Here is a 17,739-nt window from a genome sequence, read left to right as displayed (position 1 = left end):
TAGATGACACCGATTCTTGTTTTCGACATCGAGACGATTCCCGATGTCGCCGGCATTCGCCGCCTCGAAGATCTGCCCGCCACGTTGACCGACGCCGAAGTCGCCGAGCACGCCTTTGCCGCGCGCCGCGAAAAGACCGGCAGCGATTTCCTGCCGCATCATCTGCAACGGATTGCGGCCATTTCCTGCGTGTTTCGCGACAACAACGGCTTTCGCGTGCGCTCGCTCGGCACGCTGGAGGATGGCGAGGGGGCGCTCGTGCAGTCGTTCTACCGCGTGATCGAAAAGTACACGCCGCAACTGGTGTCGTGGAACGGCGGCGGCTTCGATCTGCCGGTGCTGAATTACCGGGCGCTCGTCAACGGCATTCCGGCGAACCGTTTCTGGGACCTGGGCGAGGACGACCGCGAGTTCAAGTGGAACAACTACATCAGCCGCTACCATGCGCGCCACACCGACCTGATGGACGTGCTGGCGATGTACCAGGCGCGCGCCAACGCGCCGCTCGACGCCCTCGCCAAGCTGTGCGGCTTTCCGGGCAAGCTCGGCATGGACGGCGGCCAGGTATGGCACGCATTTCAGGACGGCCAGATCGAGCAGATCCGCAATTATTGCGAAACGGACGTCGTCAACACCTACCTGCTGTATTGCCGCTTTCAATTGATGCGCGGCGGTTTTTCGCCTGAGGAATACGCGGACGAAATCGCGCTGGTGAAAAGCGCGCTGGCCGTTGAGCCCTCGCCGCACTGGGCCGAATATCTGGCCGCATTCGACGACTAGGCCGCGCAGGCAGCATTCACACCGGCTGCGCGGCCGGTGAATGAGCGGCGCGGTTTCGGCAGATCTTCGTCGCCGCCGACGCTTCGTCTACAATCTCGCCTTCCCCCAATAGTCTGTCAGGAAGCCGCAGGTGTCTCACAGTGCCCACCATCGCGCCTCGAACCGCTCGTCGCGAGGCAAGAAAAAAGCATCCGCCGCAGCGGGTGCGTCCGCCGCGCCCGCTGTGCCTGTTATCGCCCCGATTCTCGAAGTCGAGTCGCTCGACATGGAAGCGCGCGGCGTCGGCCGCACCGTCAACGAAGATGGCACGCCAGGCAAGGTGATTTTCGTCGAGGGCGCGTTGCCCGGTGAACGCGTGACTTACCTGAGTTACCGCCGCAAGCCGAGTTTCGAGCAGGCGGAAGTGGTCGACGTGCTGCGCGAAAGCGTCATCCGCACCAAACCGCAGTGCCGGTTCTTCGGCACCTGCGGCGGTTGCTCGATGCAGCACCTCGACGTGCGCGCGCAGATAGCCGTCAAGCAGCGCGTGCTCGAAGACAACCTGTCGCATCTGGCGAAACTGCGGCCCGAAACTGTCTACCGGCCGATCCACGGCCCCTCATGGGGCTATCGCTACCGCGCGCGACTCACCGTGCGCCACGTGGCGAAGAAGGGTGGCGTGCTAGTGGGTTTCCACGAGCGCAAGAGCAGTTTTATCGCCGACATGACCTCGTGCGAAGTGCTGCCGCCGCACGTTTCGGCGATGCTCGTGCCGCTGCGCGGGCTGGTCGAAGGGCTGTCGATTCGCGAACGCATGCCGCAGATCGAACTCGCGGTCGGCTCCTCGGTGACGGCGCTGGTGCTGCGTATCCTCGAGCCGATCAACGCCGCCGACGAGCAACTGCTGCGCGATTTCGCGGATGCTCACAAGGTGCAATTCTGGCTGCAGTCGCAAGGGCCGGATTCGGTGGCGCCGTTCTATCCGCTCGACGCCCGGCTCGACTACACGCTGCCGGAATACGACATCCGCATGCCGTTCAAGCCCACCGATTTCACCCAGGTGAATCACCAGATCAACCGCGTGCTGGTGAGCCGGGCGCTGCGTCTGCTGGCGCCTGCGCGCACCGATCGCGTGCTGGATCTGTTCTGCGGCATCGGCAACTTCACCTTGCCGCTCGCGCGGATTGCGCGGGAAGTGGTGGGTATCGAAGGCAGCGAGGTGTTGACCACGCGAGCGCTGGCGAACGCCGAGGAGAACGGCGTGGCGGGACATACGTCGTTTGCCTGCCGCAACCTGTTCGAGGTCAGCGCCGACGACATGCGCGCGCTCGGCCATTTCGACAAGTTCCTGATCGACCCGCCGCGCGAAGGCGCGCTGGCCGTCTCGAAAGCCTTGGCCGAGATTGCGCAGAGCGGCGACGGCCCGTTGCCGAAGCGAATCGTCTACGTGTCCTGCAATCCGTCGACACTCGCGCGCGATGCCGGCCTGCTGGTCCACGAAGCCGGTTACCGGCTCAAGGGCGCGGGCGTGGTGAACATGTTCCCGCATACGTCGCACGTGGAGTCGATTGCGCTGTTCGAGCGGGACTGAGCCGCCCGCACGCGCACGTCAGGCGATAGCGCCGCCGCACCGTGGCGCCCGCTGCGCAAAAGCGAAGCGGCCCACAAACAAAAACGCCACGACTTTCAGGTCGTGGCGTTTTTATTTATTCAGGCGGCGAGCCGTGAAGCCGGCTTTAGCTCCGGCCGCGCTCGCCGCGCGTAGGGCTTAGAACTGCCACCACGATTTTTCCGTACCCGGCCGTGCATGACCGGTGATGTACGGGCTATCCGGGAAGGTGCCGGCCAGGATGCGCTTCGTGTCGTCAGCGAGTTGCGGCTGATTCAGTTTCTGGTACGAGAGCATCATGATGTGCAGCGCGTCTTCGATTGCCGGCGCATTCCGGTAATCCTTGATGGCAAGCTGCGCACGGTTGATGGCGGCGACATAAGCGCCACGGCGATAGTAGTAGTCCGCGGCGTGAACTTCGTGCGACGCCAGCGCGTTGACGATGTAGCGCATGCGTTGCGCCGAATCCGGGGCGTACTTGCTGGTCGGGTACTTGTCGACCACGACCTTGAACGCGTCATACGACTCGCGCAGCGACTTCGGATCGCGCTCGCTCATGTCCTGGCCGGAAAAGCGGCCGAACAGACCGAGGTCGTCGTTGAAGTTGATCATGCCCTTCAGGTAGTACGCGTAGGCAATATCAGGATGACCCGGGTGCAGCTGGATAAAGCGGTCGATGGCCGTATTGGCGGCTTCGTTTTCACTATCCTTCCAGTTGCAGTAGGCTACGTTGATCTGCGCCTGCTGGGCAAAGTGGCCGAACGGATCGCGACCCTCAAGCATCTCGAAATATTTCGCGCACTTACCCCAGTCGCCACCGGACAAGGCGTCCTGCGCCTCCGTATATAATTTGTTGTTCGCCCACGTTGCCGTTTCATCGGTCTTTTCCGGCAGGCCGTGACAGGCCGCCACGACGGCGATGGCTGCGGCGCAGGCAAAGTATCGTGCCACTTTGGCAACCACGCTCAGGACCGAGGTCCGGGCCGCTTTCTTCAGGGCCACCGTCTTTTGGGCCGATTCGGTAATGATGTTCAAGGCTCGCATTTTCCAGTCTAGCTTTACGTCCAGGTGACCCAGACTCAATGACCCGTTCAAATAATCCGGTTTCCTCTACAGGCGCCCGGAATAGCAACAAAGATTATAGCCCAAGCGCTGACCCCTCCGACGCGTTGGGTAGTGATTCGTTAGATGACGATCTCGACGGCGACGCGCTCGTGCCGCCCGCCGCCGCGAGCGAGGTGGAAACCGTGGCCAGCAAGGCCGTGGACAATACGCCGCGGGTGGTGAGCGTGCCTGACGAACTGGCCGGCGAGCGGCTCGACAAGGTGCTTGCCCGCGTGTTTCCGGAGTTTTCGCGCAACCGGCTGCAAGGCTGGATCGAAGCGGAGCGCGTGCGGGTGGACGGCGTGCCGGCGAAGATCCGTCAGCCGGTGCCGCTCGGCGCGAGCATCGAGCTCGTGCCGGACCTGCTGCCCGAGCAGCTTGCCTTCACGCCGGAACCGGTACCACTCGAAGTCGTCTACGAAGACGAGACGCTGGTGGTGATCAACAAGCCGGCCGGCATGGTTGTCCATCCGGCGGCCGGCAACTGGAGCGGCACCGTGCTGAACGGGCTGCTGTATCGCTATGGCGAGGCGGCCTCCGGCCTGCCGCGCGCGGGCATTGTGCACCGGCTCGACAAGGAGACGTCCGGGCTGATGGTGGTGGCGCGCACCCTCGAGGCGCAGACCGATCTCGTGCGGCAATTGCAGGCGCGCACGGTCAAGCGCCGCTATCTCGCGCTCGTCTGGGGCAACATGCCGGCCGAGGGCACGATCGACGCGCCGATCGGCCGCGATCCGCGCGAACGCACCCGCATGGCCGTGGTGACGAGCGCGGCCGGCAAACCGGCGCGCACGCATTTTCGCCGGGTCGATTCGGCTATCTGGCAGCGTCAGCCGGTCTCGGCAATCCATTGCGATCTGGAAACCGGCCGCACGCATCAGATTCGCGTGCATTGCGCGCATATCGGCCATCCGCTGCTGGGCGATCCGGTCTATGGGCGCGCGCGCGGCAAGCGCTCGGTCACGCCGCTACCCGACGGTTTCGCGCGTCAGGCGCTGCACGCCTGGCGCCTGGGTCTGATTCATCCGCGAACCGGCCGTGAGATGCAATGGCGCGCCGAAGTGCCGGAGGACATGGCGGCGCTGTCGGCCGCGCTCGGCCTCGGCCGTGACGACGCGGGCGAATTCGACGAGGCGTATTACGAAGACGAGGAAGCAGAAGGCTACGAAGCCTCGTTCGACGACGGCCTCGACGACGATGAAGAGGACGACGAGGCATGACGCAACCTGAATCGCAGTCATCTGAATCGAAGCCGGCTGCCGCCGTGCTCCCCGCGCTGACATTTGCCGATGTGCTGCAACCCGCGTGGCGCGCCGCGCCGCGCGTGCGTGCGCTGGTGAGCACGCGCAACGGCGGCGTGAGCTTGCCGCCGTATGGCCGCTGGCATGACGGCGTCGAGACCGCGGGCGGCCTGAACCTGGGCCGGCTGGCGGGCGACGATCCGGCTCGTGTCGCGGAGAATCGCGCGCGTCTCCTGGCGCTGACGGGGGCTGTCGAGGCGGCGTGGCTCGAACAGGTCCACGGCGCGCAGGTGGTGGATGCACACGACGTGCTGGCGCGGGCTCGCGCGGGCGAGCCGCCGGTGCGCGCCGACGCCAGCGTGACGAATCAGCCGGACACGATCTGCGTCGTGATGATTGCCGATTGCATGCCCGTATTGCTGTGCGACGCCGACGGTCGCGCGGTGGGCGCGGCGCATGCAGGATGGCGCGGCTTGTCCGCCGGTGTCGTCGAAAAGACCGCGCAGCGCGTCGCCGAACTCGCGGGGGCCGAGCTGGGTTCGCTGCACGCCTACCTCGGACCGTGCATCGGAGCGCAGACGTTCGAGGTGGGCGAAGACGTGCGTGACGCCTTCATGAACGGCGCGGACGATTCGCAACACGAGGCCACCGCGCGTGCCTTCGTGCCGCGCTCTGCCATGCCCGGCAAATATCTCGCCGATCTGCCCGCACTGGCGCGCCTGCGCCTGCAACGCCTCGGCGTGACGCATATCACGGGCGGTGACGCCTGCACGGTCACGCAACGCGAGCGCTTCTATTCCTACCGGCGCGATCGCGTCACGGGCCGCATGGCCGCGATGATCTGGCTCGCTGACTGATGACGCATTGAACAGGCTGTGAGCATCGAACGGACGTGATCGCCGATGCCGCGCGCCGTCACGACAGGCGGACATCGTCAGGGTTTGCTCGGGGGCTGGCGGGAATTTTTGTTGCGCCGCCAAAGGTGTCCGCTTGCGCGGCGAAGCGGTCCGTTACGCGAGTAGAAAATGACCATGATTTCTGATGCCAAACGCAAAAAGGCCCGGCGATTAGCGGTCTTTTAGACGGCTTATCCATTCGCACTAGCAAGCCGCAATAACGCCCTGAAATACATGGGGAAAACGATAATTAAAAAAATATCGCACTGCGGCAAAATCGGGAACAAGCATTGACATGCCTTGCGATGGGGAGCAAGAATGTTCCTCACTCACGGGACAGGGCGTGACGAGGTCGCGAGCAATCGCCCACGTGCGTCGAACCTGCCTCTCAACCGTCCGTCAGGACTCACCGGTCTAAAGCAGGTATGGCAGCAGCGCAACATTCCTCGACTTCCTCAAGCACCGACTCCACGACGGAGCATACCCAGCAGCAGGCCAGTGCAGGTCCCGCCGGAGCGCAGCAGTTATTCGACGCCTGGATTAACGCGTGGCGCTCGGTTGCCGCGTCAGGCACCATCCCAGGCGCCGCTGCGGGCGCAGCGTTCCAGATGCCGCCAATGCCGGCCATGCCAGGCATACCCGGCATGGGCGATTTCAGCAACGCAGCCGCCGGCATGGCGCCGTTCGCCGGCCTGAAAGTGCCCACGGCGGCCATTCCCTCGGAGCGTCTGCAGAAGCTGCAAGCTGATTATTCGCGCGAAGCGATGCAGTTGATCCAGCAAGCGGCCGACGCCAGGCCCAAGGTCCCCGAACTGAAGGATCGCCGTTTCAGCGCGGAAGCCTGGAGCGCCACGCCCGCATATGCATTTACCGCCGCGTGGTATCTGTTGAACGCGCGTTATCTGCAGGAACTGGTTGAAGCGCTCGACACCGAACCGAAGGTGCGCGAACGGATTCGCTTCGCGGTCCAGCAGTGGACCGCGGCGGCATCGCCGAGCAACTATTTCGCGCTCAATCCGGAAGCGCAGAAGACCTTGCTGGAAAGCCGCGGCGAGAGTCTGCGTCAGGGCGTGACGAATCTGCTGAGCGACCTGCAGCGCGGCAAAATCTCGCAGACCGACGAGTCGCGCTTCGTGGTCGGCAAGAACCTCGCGAACACCGAAGGCTCGGTCGTGTTCGAGAACGACCTGATCCAGTTGATCCAGTACAAGCCGCGCACGGCGAGCGTGCGCGAGCGGCCCTTGCTGATCGTGCCGCCTTGCATCAACAAGTTCTACATTCTCGATCTGCAACCGGAGAATTCGCTCGTCGCGCATGGGCTCGATGCGGGGCATCAGGTGTTCCTGATTTCGTGGCGCAATGCGGATGTGTCGATTGCCCATAAGACGTGGGACGACTACACCGACGAGGGCGTGCTCACCGCCATCGACACGGTGCGCAAGATCAGCGGCCGCGAGCAGATCAACACGCTCGGCTTTTGCGTCGGCGGCACCATGCTCGCCACGGCGCTCGCGGTTGCGGCGGCGCGCGGCGAACATCCGGCTGCGTCGATGACGCTGCTCACCGCCATGCTCGATTTCTCGGACACGGGCGTGCTAGATGTGTTCGTCGACGAAGCGCATGTGCAGATGCGCGAGCAGACCATCGGCGGTAAGAACGGCACCAAGCCGGGTCTGATGCGCGGCGTCGAGTTCGCCAACGCGTTCTCGTTCCTGCGTCCGAACGATCTGGTGTGGAACTATGTCGTCGACAACTATCTAAAGGGTCGCACGCCGATGCCGTTCGATCTGCTTTACTGGAACAGCGATTCGACCAGCCTGCCCGGACCGATGTACGTGTGGTATCTGCGCAATACGTATCTGAAGAATCTTCTGCGTGAACCGGATGCCCTGACCGTGTGCGGTGAGAAAGTGGATCTGTCGCTGATCGACGTGCCCACTTTCATCTACGGTTCGCGCGAGGACCATATCGTGCCGTGGCGCACGGCGTATGCATCGGTGCCGTTATTGAAGGGACCGCTGCAATTCGTGCTCGGCGCTTCGGGGCATATCGCGGGGGTGATCAATCCGCCTGCCAAAAACAAGCGTAATTATTGGGTGCTGCAGACCGAGGACAAGAGCTTGCCGCCGGATGCGGACGACTGGTTCGAAGCAGCGACGGAAGTGCCGGGCAGTTGGTGGCCCGAATGGACCCGCTGGCTCGATCAATACGGCGGCAAGAAGGTCAAGGCGCGCGCGACGGCGGGCTCGGCTGAGTATCCCGCAATCGAGCCCGCGCCGGGCCGCTACGTGATGCAGCGCGACTGAAACGGTTGACGCGATTGAAGGGGTCGGCGCGAGGCACGATAGCCGGGCAGCATGGGCGATACCGGGCAACTGAATGGATTTTTAACTTGACGGGCGACGGAGCAACTGGCCGAGATGCCCGAAGGAAATTGAAATGACTGATGTAGTGATCGTATCGGCCGCGCGTACGGCAGTGGGCAAATTCGGTGGGTCGCTGGCGAAAACCGCCGCACCCGATCTCGGCGCCATCGTGATTCGCGCGGCGCTGGAGCGCGCGGGCGTAAAGCCTGAGCAGGTCAGCGAAGTCATCATGGGCCAGGTGCTGACGGCAGGTTCCGGCCAGAATCCGGCGCGCCAGGCGCTGATCAAGGCCGGCTTGCCGATGGCCGTGCCCGGCATGACGATCAACAAGGTGTGCGGCTCGGGCCTGAAGGCCGTGATGCTGGCGGCCAACGCCATCATCGCCGGCGACGCGGACATCGTGGTGGCCGGCGGCCAGGAAAACATGAGCGCGGCGCCGCACGTGCTGCCGGGTTCACGTGACGGCTTTCGCATGGGCGACGCCAAGCTGGTCGACAGCATGATCGTCGACGGCCTGTGGGACGTCTACAACCAGTACCACATGGGCGTGACGGCCGAGAACGTCGCGAAGGAATACGGCATCACGCGCGAGCAGCAGGACGCGTTCGCCGCGCTGTCGCAGCAAAAAGCCGAAGCCGCGCAGAAAGCAGGCCGTTTCGACGACGAGATCGTGCCGGTCGAGATTCCGCAACGCAAGGGCGAACCGCTGCGCTTCGCCACCGACGAATTCGTGCGCCACGGCGTCACGGCGGAGTCGCTGGCGGGTCTGAAGCCGGCCTTTTCGAAGGAAGGCACCGTTACCGCCGCGAACGCGTCGGGTCTGAACGACGGCGCGGCCGCGCTGATCGTGATGTCGGCGAAGAAGGCCGAGGCGCTGGGTCTCAAGCCGCTCGCGCGCATCAAGGCCTATGCCAATGCCGGCGTGGATCCCAAAGTGATGGGTATGGGCCCGGTGCCGGCTTCGCGCCGCTGCCTCGAGCGCGCGGGCTGGACGCCGGCCGATCTCGACCTGATGGAAATCAACGAGGCGTTCGCCGCGCAGGCGCTGGCCGTGCATCAGCAGATGGGCTGGGACACGTCGAAGGTCAACGTGAACGGCGGCGCCATTGCGATCGGCCACCCGATCGGCGCGTCCGGCGCCCGGATTCTGGTCACGTTGCTGCATGAAATGCAAAAGCGCGACGCCAAAAAGGGCCTGGCCTCGCTGTGTATCGGCGGCGGCATGGGCGTGGCGCTGGCGGTCGAGCGCGCCTGAGCGTAGCAGGAGAGTATTGCCGCGCGTCGCGTTGTCCGCGGTAGGGGTAGGTCAGGATCGCAGCGACGCGTGGAGTGTGATGTAGTGCCTCGCCAGCCGGTCGCCCGGCGGCAGCGGAGATGATGCAAGACAGGCGAGGAAAGAGGCTGCCGGTCGGCGCCTCGGAAAAACGATAACGGAGTGTGGTTTATGGCACAGCGAATTGCGTATGTAACGGGCGGGATGGGCGGCATCGGCACGAGCATTTGCCAGCGTCTTCACAAGGAAGGCTTCAAGGTGGTCGCCGGCTGTGGCCCGAACTCCCCGCGCCGCGCCAAGTGGCTCGAAGAGCAAAAGGCGCTGGGGTTCGATTTCATCGCCTCGGAAGGCAACGTGGGCGACTGGGAATCGACCCGCGCCGCGTTCGACAAGGTGAAAGCCGAAGTGGGCGAAGTGGACGTGCTGGTCAACAATGCGGGTATTACGCGCGACGTCGTATTCCGCAAGATGACCCACGAAGACTGGACGGCAGTGATCGATACCAACCTGACCAGTCTCTTCAACGTCACCAAGCAGGTGATCGACGGCATGGTCGAGCGCGGCTTTGGGCGCGTCATCAACATCTCGTCGGTGAACGGGCAAAAGGGCCAGTTCGGGCAGACCAACTATTCGACGGCCAAGGCGGGCATTCACGGTTTCACGATGTCGCTGGCCCAGGAAGTCGCTACCAAGGGCGTGACGGTGAATACCGTGTCGCCGGGCTACATCGGCACGGATATGGTCAAGTCGATCCGTCCCGACGTGCTGGAAAAGATCGTCGCGACGATTCCGGTGCGCCGTCTCGGCCAGCCGGACGAAATCGGCTCGATCGTGGCGTGGCTGGCATCGGAAGAGTCGGGTTTTTCGACGGGGGCGGATTTCTCGCTGAATGGCGGTCTGCACATGGGCTGAGCCCGCGAAGCGCCCGGTCGCGAGACGGGGCGCTACAAGGCTCAGGTGTTTCCGGCGGCGTCTCGTACCTGCAATCGTGGCCCGGTTGTGCGTGCGGCAGGACGCCGTTTCTGCGCTTCAATGGCGCTCAAAGGCATTAAATGACCACTACTACAAAGAAAACTGCCGAACGACTGATCAAGAAATATCCGAACCGTCGGCTCTATGACACCGAGACAAGCACGTACATCACGCTGACGGACGTCAAGCAGCTCGTGCTGGACCAGGAGGATTTCAAGGTTATCGACGCCAAGAGCAACGAGGACCTGACGCGCGCCATCCTGTTGCAGATCATCCTCGAAGAAGAAAGCGGCGGCTTGCCGATGTTTTCGTCGTCGATGCTATCGCAGATCATCCGCTTCTACGGGCATGCGATGCAGGGGATGATGGGCACGTATCTGGAAAAGAACATCCAGGCGTTCATCGACATTCAGGCCAAGCTCGCCGACCAGTCGAAGAACCTGTATGAAGGCAAGGCCATGAACCCCGAGGTCTGGTCGCAGTTCATGAACATGCAGGCGCCGATGATGCAAGGCATGATGACGAGCTATATCGAGCAGTCGAAGAACATGTTCGTGCAGATGCAGGAGCAGATGCAGAACCAGGCGAAGTCGATGTTCAGCACGTTTCCGTTCACGCCCGCCAATCCGCAGGGCAATCCGGAGCCGGAGAAGAAGTAAAGGGCGATGCGGCAGCCTGGCCGGGGTTGCCCGGCGCGGGATCAACTGGCGAGGTGGGCGGGAGGCATGGCCGTGTGGCTATGTCGGGCGGGATACGCCCATGGCGCGGTACAATAGCGGGTTGCGTGCGCGAGGCGTGATTGGGCTTCGTCACCGTTTTTTGCCACGGCTTTTGCCATCTTCGGCGCCACTGTCGTCGCTTTTCTTCGCTGGACCACTATTCTTATGCCGCAGATCCCAGTTTCCGCCGCGCCCACGTCTTCCTTGCCGATTGCGCCGAAGGTCGGCTTCGTCTCCCTCGGCTGCCCTAAAGCCCTGGTCGATTCCGAACAGATCATCACGCAACTGCGCGCGGAAGGTTACGAAATCTCCGGCACCTATGACGGTGCGGACCTCGTGGTCGTCAACACCTGCGGCTTTATCGACGAAGCCGTGCAGGAAAGCCTCGACGCGATCGGTGAAGCCCTCACCGAAAACGGCAAGGTGATCGTCACCGGTTGCCTCGGCGCGAAGAAGAGCGCGAGCGGTTCGGGCCTGATCGAGGAAGTGCATCCCAAGGTGCTGGCCGTGACCGGTCCGCACGCGCTCGGCGAGGTCATGCAGCACGTGCATATGCATCTGCCGAAGCCGCACGATCCGTTCGTCGATCTGGTGCCCGCTGCCGGTGTGAAGCTCACGCCGCGTCACTATGCGTATCTGAAAATTTCCGAAGGCTGCAACCACCGCTGCACGTTCTGCATCATCCCGTCCATGCGCGGCGATCTGGTCTCGCGTCCGGTCGCGGACGTGATGCTCGAAGCGGAGAACCTGTTCAAATCCGGCGTGAAGGAATTGCTGGTGATTTCGCAGGACACCAGCGCATACGGCGTGGACGTCAAGTACCGTACCGGTTTCTGGAACGGCAAGCCGATCAAGACACGCATGACGGATCTGGTCGGCGCGCTCGGCGAACTGGCGGCGCAATACGGCGCGTGGGTGCGTCTGCATTACGTGTATCCGTACCCGAGCGTCGACGAAGTGATTCCGATGATGGCCGAAGGGCCGTTCAAGGGACACGTGCTGCCGTATCTCGACGTGCCGTTCCAGCACGCGCACCCGGAAGTGCTGAAGCGCATGAAGCGTCCGGCCAATGCGGAAAAAGTGCTGGAGCGCGTGCGCGCGTGGCGCGAGATGTGCCCGGACCTGACCATCCGCAGCACGTTCATCGCCGGCTTCCCCGGCGAGACCGAAGAGCATTTCCAGACGCTGCTCGACTTCATCCGCGAGGCGGAACTGGATCGTGTCGGCTGCTTCGCGTACTCGCCAGTCGAGGGCGCCACCGCCAACGAACTGGATGGCGCGTTGCCCGACGAAGTGCGCGAAGAACGCCGCGCCCGCTTCATGGAAGTGGCCGAAGAAGTGTCCGCCAAACGCATCGCGCGCAAGGTCGGCAAGACGCTCAAGGTGCTGGTCGACGAAATCAACGACGACGGCGGCATTGGCCGCACGGCGGCGGATGCGCCGGAGATCGACGGCGTCGTCTACATCGCGCCCACCACCAAGGCGTCGAAGCGCTACAAGGTCGGCGACTTCGTGTCGGTGAAGATCTCCGGCGCGGACGGCCACGATCTGTGGGGCGAGGTGTAAGCCATGTCGACGGCGGCGAGCCCGGCTATCCTCGCGCTCGGCGAGGCGATGGTCGAATTCAACCAGGCGTCGAAAGACCGCCCGGAGTATCTGCAGGGTTTCGGCGGCGACACCTCGAACTTCTGCGTCGCGGCGGCCCGGCAGGGCGCCACCGCGGGTTATGTGTCGGCCGTCGGCGACGATCATTTCGGGCGTCTGTTGCTCGATCTGTGGCAATGCGAATCGGTGGAGACGTCGACGATCAAGGTCGACAGCCACGCGCCCACCGGCGTCTATTTCGTCTCGCACGGCGCGCAAGGCCATCAGTTCGACTATCTGCGCGCCGGCTCGGCTGCCAGCCATTACGCGCCGCGCGACCTGCCGCTCGAGGCGATTGCCGCCGCCCAGGTGCTGCATCTGTCCGGCATCAGCCTCGCCATCAGCGTGAGCGCGTGCGACGCGGCGCTCGCGGCAATCGGCCACGCGCGTGCCAACGGCACCCGGGTGAGTTTCGACACCAATCTGCGCCTCAAACTGTGGCCGCTCGCGAGGGCGCGCGCGGTGATGGTCGAAGCGATTCGCTATAGCGACATCTGCCTGCCGAGCTGGGACGACGTCACCGTCCTCACCGGGCTCACGGGCCGCGACGAGATCGTCGATTACCTGTTGGCGCTGGGACCCGGCGTCGTCGCGCTCAAGCTCGGTCAGCAAGGCGCGTATGTTGCCACGGCCCATGAGCGCCGGATGGTGCCGGGGCACGCCGTCAATGCGGTGGACGCCACCGGCGCCGGCGATTGCTTCGGCGGCGCGTTCATTGCCCGCATCGTGGCGGGCGACGACCCGTTTGCGGCGGCGCGTTATGCGAACGCGGCCGCGGCGTTATCCACGCAAGGTTTCGGGGCAGTGGCGCCGATTCCCGACCGCCACGCGGTCGAGAAGGCGCTGGCTGCCGGAGCGGTCTAAAGAGCAGGAGGAGCGGGCCATGCAGCGGGATGTAGTGGTGGTAAGCGGCGTGCGTACAGCGATTGGCGACTTTGGCGGCAGCCTGAAGGACTTCTCGCCGACCGATCTCGGCGCACGCGTGGTGCGTGAGGTGCTGTCGCGGGCCAAGGTGCCGGGCGACGAAGTCGGCCATGTCGTGTTCGGCAACGTGGTCCATACCGAAGCCAAAGACATGTATCTGGCCCGCGTGGCGGCGTTGAACGGCGGCGTCGCGCAACACGCGCCCGCGCTCACCGTGAACCGCCTGTGCGGCTCCGGCTTGCAGGCCATCGTGTCAGCCGCGCAGAGCGTCATGCTCGGCGACGCGGACATCGCGATCGGCGGCGGCGCGGAAAGCATGAGCCGCGCGCCCTACGTGATGCCGGCGGCGCGCTTCGGTCAGCGCATGGGCGACGCGCGGCTCGTCGACATGATGCTCGGCGCGTTGCAGGACCCGTTCCAGGGCATTCACATGGGCGTGACAGCTGAGAACGTCGCGCGCAAATACGACATCTCGCGCGAGGCGCAAGACGCGCTCGCGCTCGAATCGCACCGCCGGGCGGCCCGCGCAATCGCCGGCGGTTATTTCAAGGAACAGATTCTGCCGGTCACGATCTCATCGAAAAAAGGTGACATCGTGTTCGAGCAGGACGAACACGTGCGGCTGAATGCGTCGGCGGAAGACTTCTCGAAGTTAAAGCCGGTGTTCGCCAAAGAAAACGGCTCGGTGACGGCCGGCAACGCGTCCGGCATCAACGATGCAGCGGCCGCCGTCGTGCTGATGGAGCGCAGCGTCGCGGAACGGCGCGGCGTGAAGCCGCTCGCGCGGCTTGTCGCCTACGCCCACGCGGGCGTCGATCCGGCTTACATGGGCATCGGCCCGGTGCCGGCCACGCGCAAGGCGCTGGAACGGGCCGGCCTGACGGTCGCCGACCTCGACGTCATCGAAGCAAACGAAGCGTTTGCCGCCCAGGCGTGTGCGGTCAGCAAGGAACTCGGGCTCGATCCCGCCAAGGTCAACCCGAACGGCTCCGGCATTTCGCTCGGCCACCCGATCGGCGCGACCGGCGCATTGATCACCGTGAAGGCGTTGTACGAACTGCAGCGCATTGGCGGGCGTTATGCGCTCGTGACGATGTGCATCGGCGGCGGCCAGGGCATCGCGGCGATTTTCGAGCGGATCTGATACGGGGCGCTCGAGCCTTATCGTAAGCAAGCAGGCAAGAACAGGAAGGAACGGATGTCGGAATCGAAATCAATCGGGTGCGTCGCGCGCGGGCGCGGCTGGCGCCACGGCGCCGCGGCGGTGCTGCTGATGGCTGCGGCGGGCGCCTTGCTGCCCGGACAGGCGTGGGCGCAAAGCGACGCGGTCAAGGAACTGGCCGCGCCGCCTCCTATTCAGTTGCCGCTCAAGCCGAGCCCGGAGTTTGCAAAGTTTCCGCGCTACGCCGGCACGCTCGGCACGCGTCAGATCGTCTTGAGGCTTGGGCCCAAGACCGATGACCCATCCGGCGTGCACGGCGAGTATCAGTACACCGATACGGGCGAAGTGATCCTGATCGCGGGCGACCGTGACGGCGACACGCTCGAAGTGGAAGAATCGAACGACGGCACGCACATCACCGGCAACTGGGTCGGCAAGTTTGCCGCCGACGGAACCCTGGCTGGCGACCGCATGAACGTCGACGACTCGGATCCGCAACCGTTCGACCTGAAAGCGCTGGCAGCCGGACAACCGGTGCCTGCGCCCACCGCTGCGGTTCAGCCGCCCGCGGCCGGGGCGACCCGTCCGGCGGCTCCCGCCGCCGCGGCAGCCAGCGGTGCGAACACGGTAAACGGGGTGAATAACCTCACGACTGGCGAGTAAGCGCGGGTTTCGCGCGTTCTCGGCTCTTTGGTTTTACGCAAAATCACCATGACTCAATCCAGATCCACACGCGGCCTGCAAACCCGCATCGTGCGCCCTGAAGACCAGATCACGCCGGGCTTCGAGGCGTTCACCGTGCCGGTTACGCGGGCGTCGACGGTAGTGTTTCCCGATCTCGCCGCGATGCGCGCGTGCGACTGGCGCAACGACGGCCAATGGCGCTATGGCCTGCATGCCACGCCGACCTCGCTGGCGCTGGCGCAGCGGCTGGCAGTGATCGAGGGCGGCAATCATGCCTTGTTGCAGCCGTCGGGTTTATCGGCGATTTCCAATGTCTACTTTGGTCTTGTCAAAGCGGGTGACGACGTCCTGATTCCGGACAACGTTTATTCGCCGAACCGCGAATTCGGCGACTGGCTCGCAAGAGACTTCGGCGTCACCGCGCGCTATTACGAGCCGATGATCGGCGCGGGGATCGCCGAGCTGATCCAGCCGAATACACGCCTGATCTGGCTCGAAGCGCCCGGTTCGGTGACGATGGAAGTGCCCGACGTGCGCGCGATCACCACAGCCGCGCGCGCGCGCAACGTGGTCACGGCCATCGATAACACCTGGTCCGCCGGGCTCGCATTCCGTCCGTTCGAACATGGCGTCGATATTTCGCTGCAGGCGCTGACCAAATACCAGTCGGGCGGCGGCGACGTGCTGATGGGCGCGACCATCACCGTCGACCGTGAACTGCATCTGAAGCTGAAATCGGCGCGCATGCGCATGGGCATCGGCGTTTCGTCGGACGACTGCTCGCTGATCCTGCGCAGCCTGCCGAGCATGCAGGTGCGCTTTGCCCAGCACGACCGCAGCGCGCTCGCGCTGGCAAAGTGGCTAAAGACGCGGCCGGAAATCGCCACGGTGCTGCATCCCGCGTTGCCCGACTGTCCGGGGCATGAATTCTTCGAGCGTGATTTTACGGGGGCGGGCGGGCTGTTTTCGGTGGTGTTCGACGGCCGTTACACGCCGGCCCAGGTCGATACGTTCTGCGAGGCGCTCGCGCTGTTTTCGATCGGCTGGAGTTGGGGCGGGGCTCAGAGTCTGGTGGTGCCATACGACATCGCGTCGATGCGTACCGCTGCGCAGTGGCCGCATCGCGGCACGCTGGTGCGCTTTTATATCGGCCTTGAAGAAGAGGACGACTTGCGCGCGGATATGGAACAGGGATTGGCGAAGCTGGCTTCGGCAGCGTGAACGGCGCCGTCGTAGCTTGCACCTGCGGCGCTGCGAGACTTTGCGATTGCGATAAGCCCATCGGACATGGTTTCGATGGGCTTGGGATTTTGCCGATGGCTAACCTGATTCAAAACAACCGCAGCAAGCCTTCCAAACCAACATAGTTAAACGCGACGCTGGCAGCCTCGCGCACCACCGGCTTCGCACGAAACGCCACGGATAAGCCGGCCTCGGCCATCATCTTCAGGTCGTTGGAGCCATCGCCCATCGCAATCGCGCGGCCGGGCTCGATGCCGAGTTGCGCGCAGGTCTCGCGCAGCGTGCGAGCCTTGACGTCCGCGTTGACGATCTCGCCCGTCACCTGTCCGGTCAGCTTGCCGTCGACGATTTCGAGCGTGTTGGCTCGCGTGAAATCCAGCCCCAGGCGGCTTTTCAGTTTCTCCGTGAAGAACGTGAAGCCGCCGGAAACCAGCAAGGTTTTCAGTCCCGCTGCCTTGGCTCCTGCCAGCATCTGTTCCGCACCCGGCGACAGACGCAGCCGTTCCTCATATACCCGTTCCAGCGCGCTTGCATCGAGGCCCTTGAGCAGCGCCACGCGGCGAATAAGGCTTTCGTTGAAATCCTTGATTTCGCCGCGCATGGACGCTTCGGTGATCGCCGCAACCTCGGCCTTCAGACCGCAGAAATCGGCGATTTCGTCGATGCACTCGATAGTGATCAGCGTCGAGTCCATGTCCATGGCGACCAGCCCAAAGTCGCGCAGCTGCCGGCCCGGTTCGACAAACGCGTAATCCAGCGCGTGCGTGCCGCAGTAGACGTCCAGATCGGCGCGCTGGGCGGGGCTTGCATCGGCAATGCGGATCGCGTGGGCGTCGATGACGGCGGCGCGCGAGCCACGCGCGAGCGCGACGAGCGTCTTATGGTGGTCGGCGGACAGGGGCGCGGGGCTTTGGATGACGAGATTCATGACGTCGCAGGAAAAGGCGCGCGGCGCGCGCGGAAAATCCCGCTATTGTAACGGGTCGGCGCGCGGCGTCCGGCGGGCCGCGGGCGCTCATCGACGCGCCGTCCGGCCGTAGCTTTTGCCGATACGGCGCAAGAGTTACAGAGCACATCGTGTACGCGCTGGCCGGCAGCAACCCCGCCGCGCCCGCCGCGCGGCCCGCTGCACCGTGGCACGCTT

The 17,739-nt window shown here is 64.2% G+C and carries 15 protein-coding genes; 13 read left to right on the top strand and 2 right to left on the bottom strand.

Annotated features, from left to right (window positions below; all coding sequences use genetic code 11):
• Positions 1–3: 3 nt before the first annotated feature.
• Positions 4–780 (top strand): 3'-5' exonuclease, encoded by a 777-nt coding sequence (locus FQ755_RS10290; protein WP_144153723.1) that lies wholly within the window; start codon positions 4–6, stop codon positions 778–780.
• A gap of 223 nt (positions 781–1,003) precedes the next feature.
• Positions 1,004–2,350 (top strand): 23S rRNA (uracil(1939)-C(5))-methyltransferase RlmD, encoded by a 1,347-nt coding sequence (gene rlmD, locus FQ755_RS10285; RefSeq protein ID WP_260858539.1) that lies wholly within the window; start codon positions 1,004–1,006, stop codon positions 2,348–2,350.
• Positions 2,351–2,527: 177 nt separating this feature from the next.
• Here rlmD and FQ755_RS10280 read toward each other — a convergent pair whose 3' ends face one another.
• A complete protein-coding gene (locus FQ755_RS10280) occupies positions 2,528–3,412 on the bottom strand; it encodes an outer membrane protein assembly factor BamD (RefSeq protein ID WP_144153719.1) in 885 nt (294 codons plus the stop codon).
• 38 nt (positions 3,413–3,450) lie between these two features.
• Here FQ755_RS10280 and FQ755_RS10275 point away from each other — a divergent pair, with 38 nt between their 5' ends.
• The 11 genes from FQ755_RS10275 to FQ755_RS10225 all read left to right on the top strand — a co-directional run bounded on the left by FQ755_RS10275 (position 3,451) and on the right by FQ755_RS10225 (position 16,574).
• Positions 3,451–4,692, top strand: a complete 1,242-nt coding sequence (locus FQ755_RS10275) for an RluA family pseudouridine synthase (protein WP_144153717.1) — start codon at positions 3,451–3,453, stop codon at positions 4,690–4,692.
• Positions 4,689–5,570 (top strand): peptidoglycan editing factor PgeF, encoded by an 882-nt coding sequence (gene pgeF, locus FQ755_RS10270; RefSeq protein WP_144153715.1) that lies wholly within the window; start codon positions 4,689–4,691, stop codon positions 5,568–5,570. The genes FQ755_RS10275 and pgeF overlap by 4 nt, the downstream gene beginning before the upstream one ends.
• Positions 5,571–6,034: 464 nt before the next feature.
• Complete coding sequence (phaC, locus tag FQ755_RS10265) at positions 6,035–7,915, top strand: class I poly(R)-hydroxyalkanoic acid synthase (RefSeq protein WP_144153713.1); 1,881 nt, start codon at positions 6,035–6,037, stop codon at positions 7,913–7,915.
• A 133-nt stretch (positions 7,916–8,048) separates the two neighbouring features.
• On the top strand, positions 8,049–9,230 hold the full coding sequence (locus tag FQ755_RS10260; RefSeq protein ID WP_144153711.1) for an acetyl-CoA C-acetyltransferase: 1,182 nt from the start codon (positions 8,049–8,051) through the stop codon (positions 9,228–9,230).
• Between the two features lie 189 nt (positions 9,231–9,419).
• Positions 9,420–10,160 carry a 3-ketoacyl-ACP reductase gene (locus FQ755_RS10255; RefSeq protein WP_144153709.1) on the top strand — a complete coding sequence of 247 codons (741 nt, stop codon included), beginning with the start codon at positions 9,420–9,422 and terminating at the stop codon, positions 10,158–10,160.
• Between the two features lie 140 nt (positions 10,161–10,300).
• On the top strand, positions 10,301–10,879 hold the full coding sequence (gene phaR, locus FQ755_RS10250) for a polyhydroxyalkanoate synthesis repressor PhaR (protein ID WP_144153707.1): 579 nt from the start codon (positions 10,301–10,303) through the stop codon (positions 10,877–10,879).
• A gap of 225 nt (positions 10,880–11,104) precedes the next feature.
• Positions 11,105–12,505 carry a 30S ribosomal protein S12 methylthiotransferase RimO gene (rimO, locus tag FQ755_RS10245; protein ID WP_144153705.1) on the top strand — a complete coding sequence of 467 codons (1,401 nt, stop codon included), beginning with the start codon at positions 11,105–11,107 and terminating at the stop codon, positions 12,503–12,505.
• Between the two features lie 3 nt (positions 12,506–12,508).
• A complete protein-coding gene (locus FQ755_RS10240) occupies positions 12,509–13,447 on the top strand; it encodes a sugar kinase (protein ID WP_144153703.1) in 939 nt (312 codons plus the stop codon).
• A gap of 19 nt (positions 13,448–13,466) precedes the next feature.
• Positions 13,467–14,651, top strand: a complete 1,185-nt coding sequence (gene bktB / locus FQ755_RS10235) for a beta-ketothiolase BktB (RefSeq protein WP_144153701.1) — start codon at positions 13,467–13,469, stop codon at positions 14,649–14,651.
• 54 nt (positions 14,652–14,705) lie between these two features.
• Positions 14,706–15,332, top strand: a complete 627-nt coding sequence (locus FQ755_RS10230; RefSeq protein ID WP_144153699.1) for a hypothetical protein — start codon at positions 14,706–14,708, stop codon at positions 15,330–15,332.
• Positions 15,333–15,380: 48 nt separating this feature from the next.
• On the top strand, positions 15,381–16,574 hold the full coding sequence (locus tag FQ755_RS10225; RefSeq protein WP_144153697.1) for a cystathionine beta-lyase: 1,194 nt from the start codon (positions 15,381–15,383) through the stop codon (positions 16,572–16,574).
• 109 nt (positions 16,575–16,683) lie between these two features.
• Here the strand turns inward: FQ755_RS10225 and serB are convergent, their stop codons facing one another.
• Positions 16,684–17,523: a phosphoserine phosphatase SerB gene (gene serB, locus FQ755_RS10220; RefSeq protein WP_144153695.1), complete on the bottom strand. Its 840-nt coding sequence runs from the start codon at positions 17,521–17,523 to the stop codon at positions 16,684–16,686.
• Positions 17,524–17,739: the final 216 nt, after the last annotated feature.

Origin of the sequence: Paraburkholderia sp. BCC1885 (assembly GCF_900996235.1) — a bacterium.
In the GTDB taxonomy this organism is placed as follows: Bacteria; Pseudomonadota; Gammaproteobacteria; order Burkholderiales; family Burkholderiaceae; genus Paraburkholderia.
The sequence above is the reverse complement of the archived record's forward strand: the minus strand, read 5'-3'. Positions and strand labels throughout refer to the sequence as shown.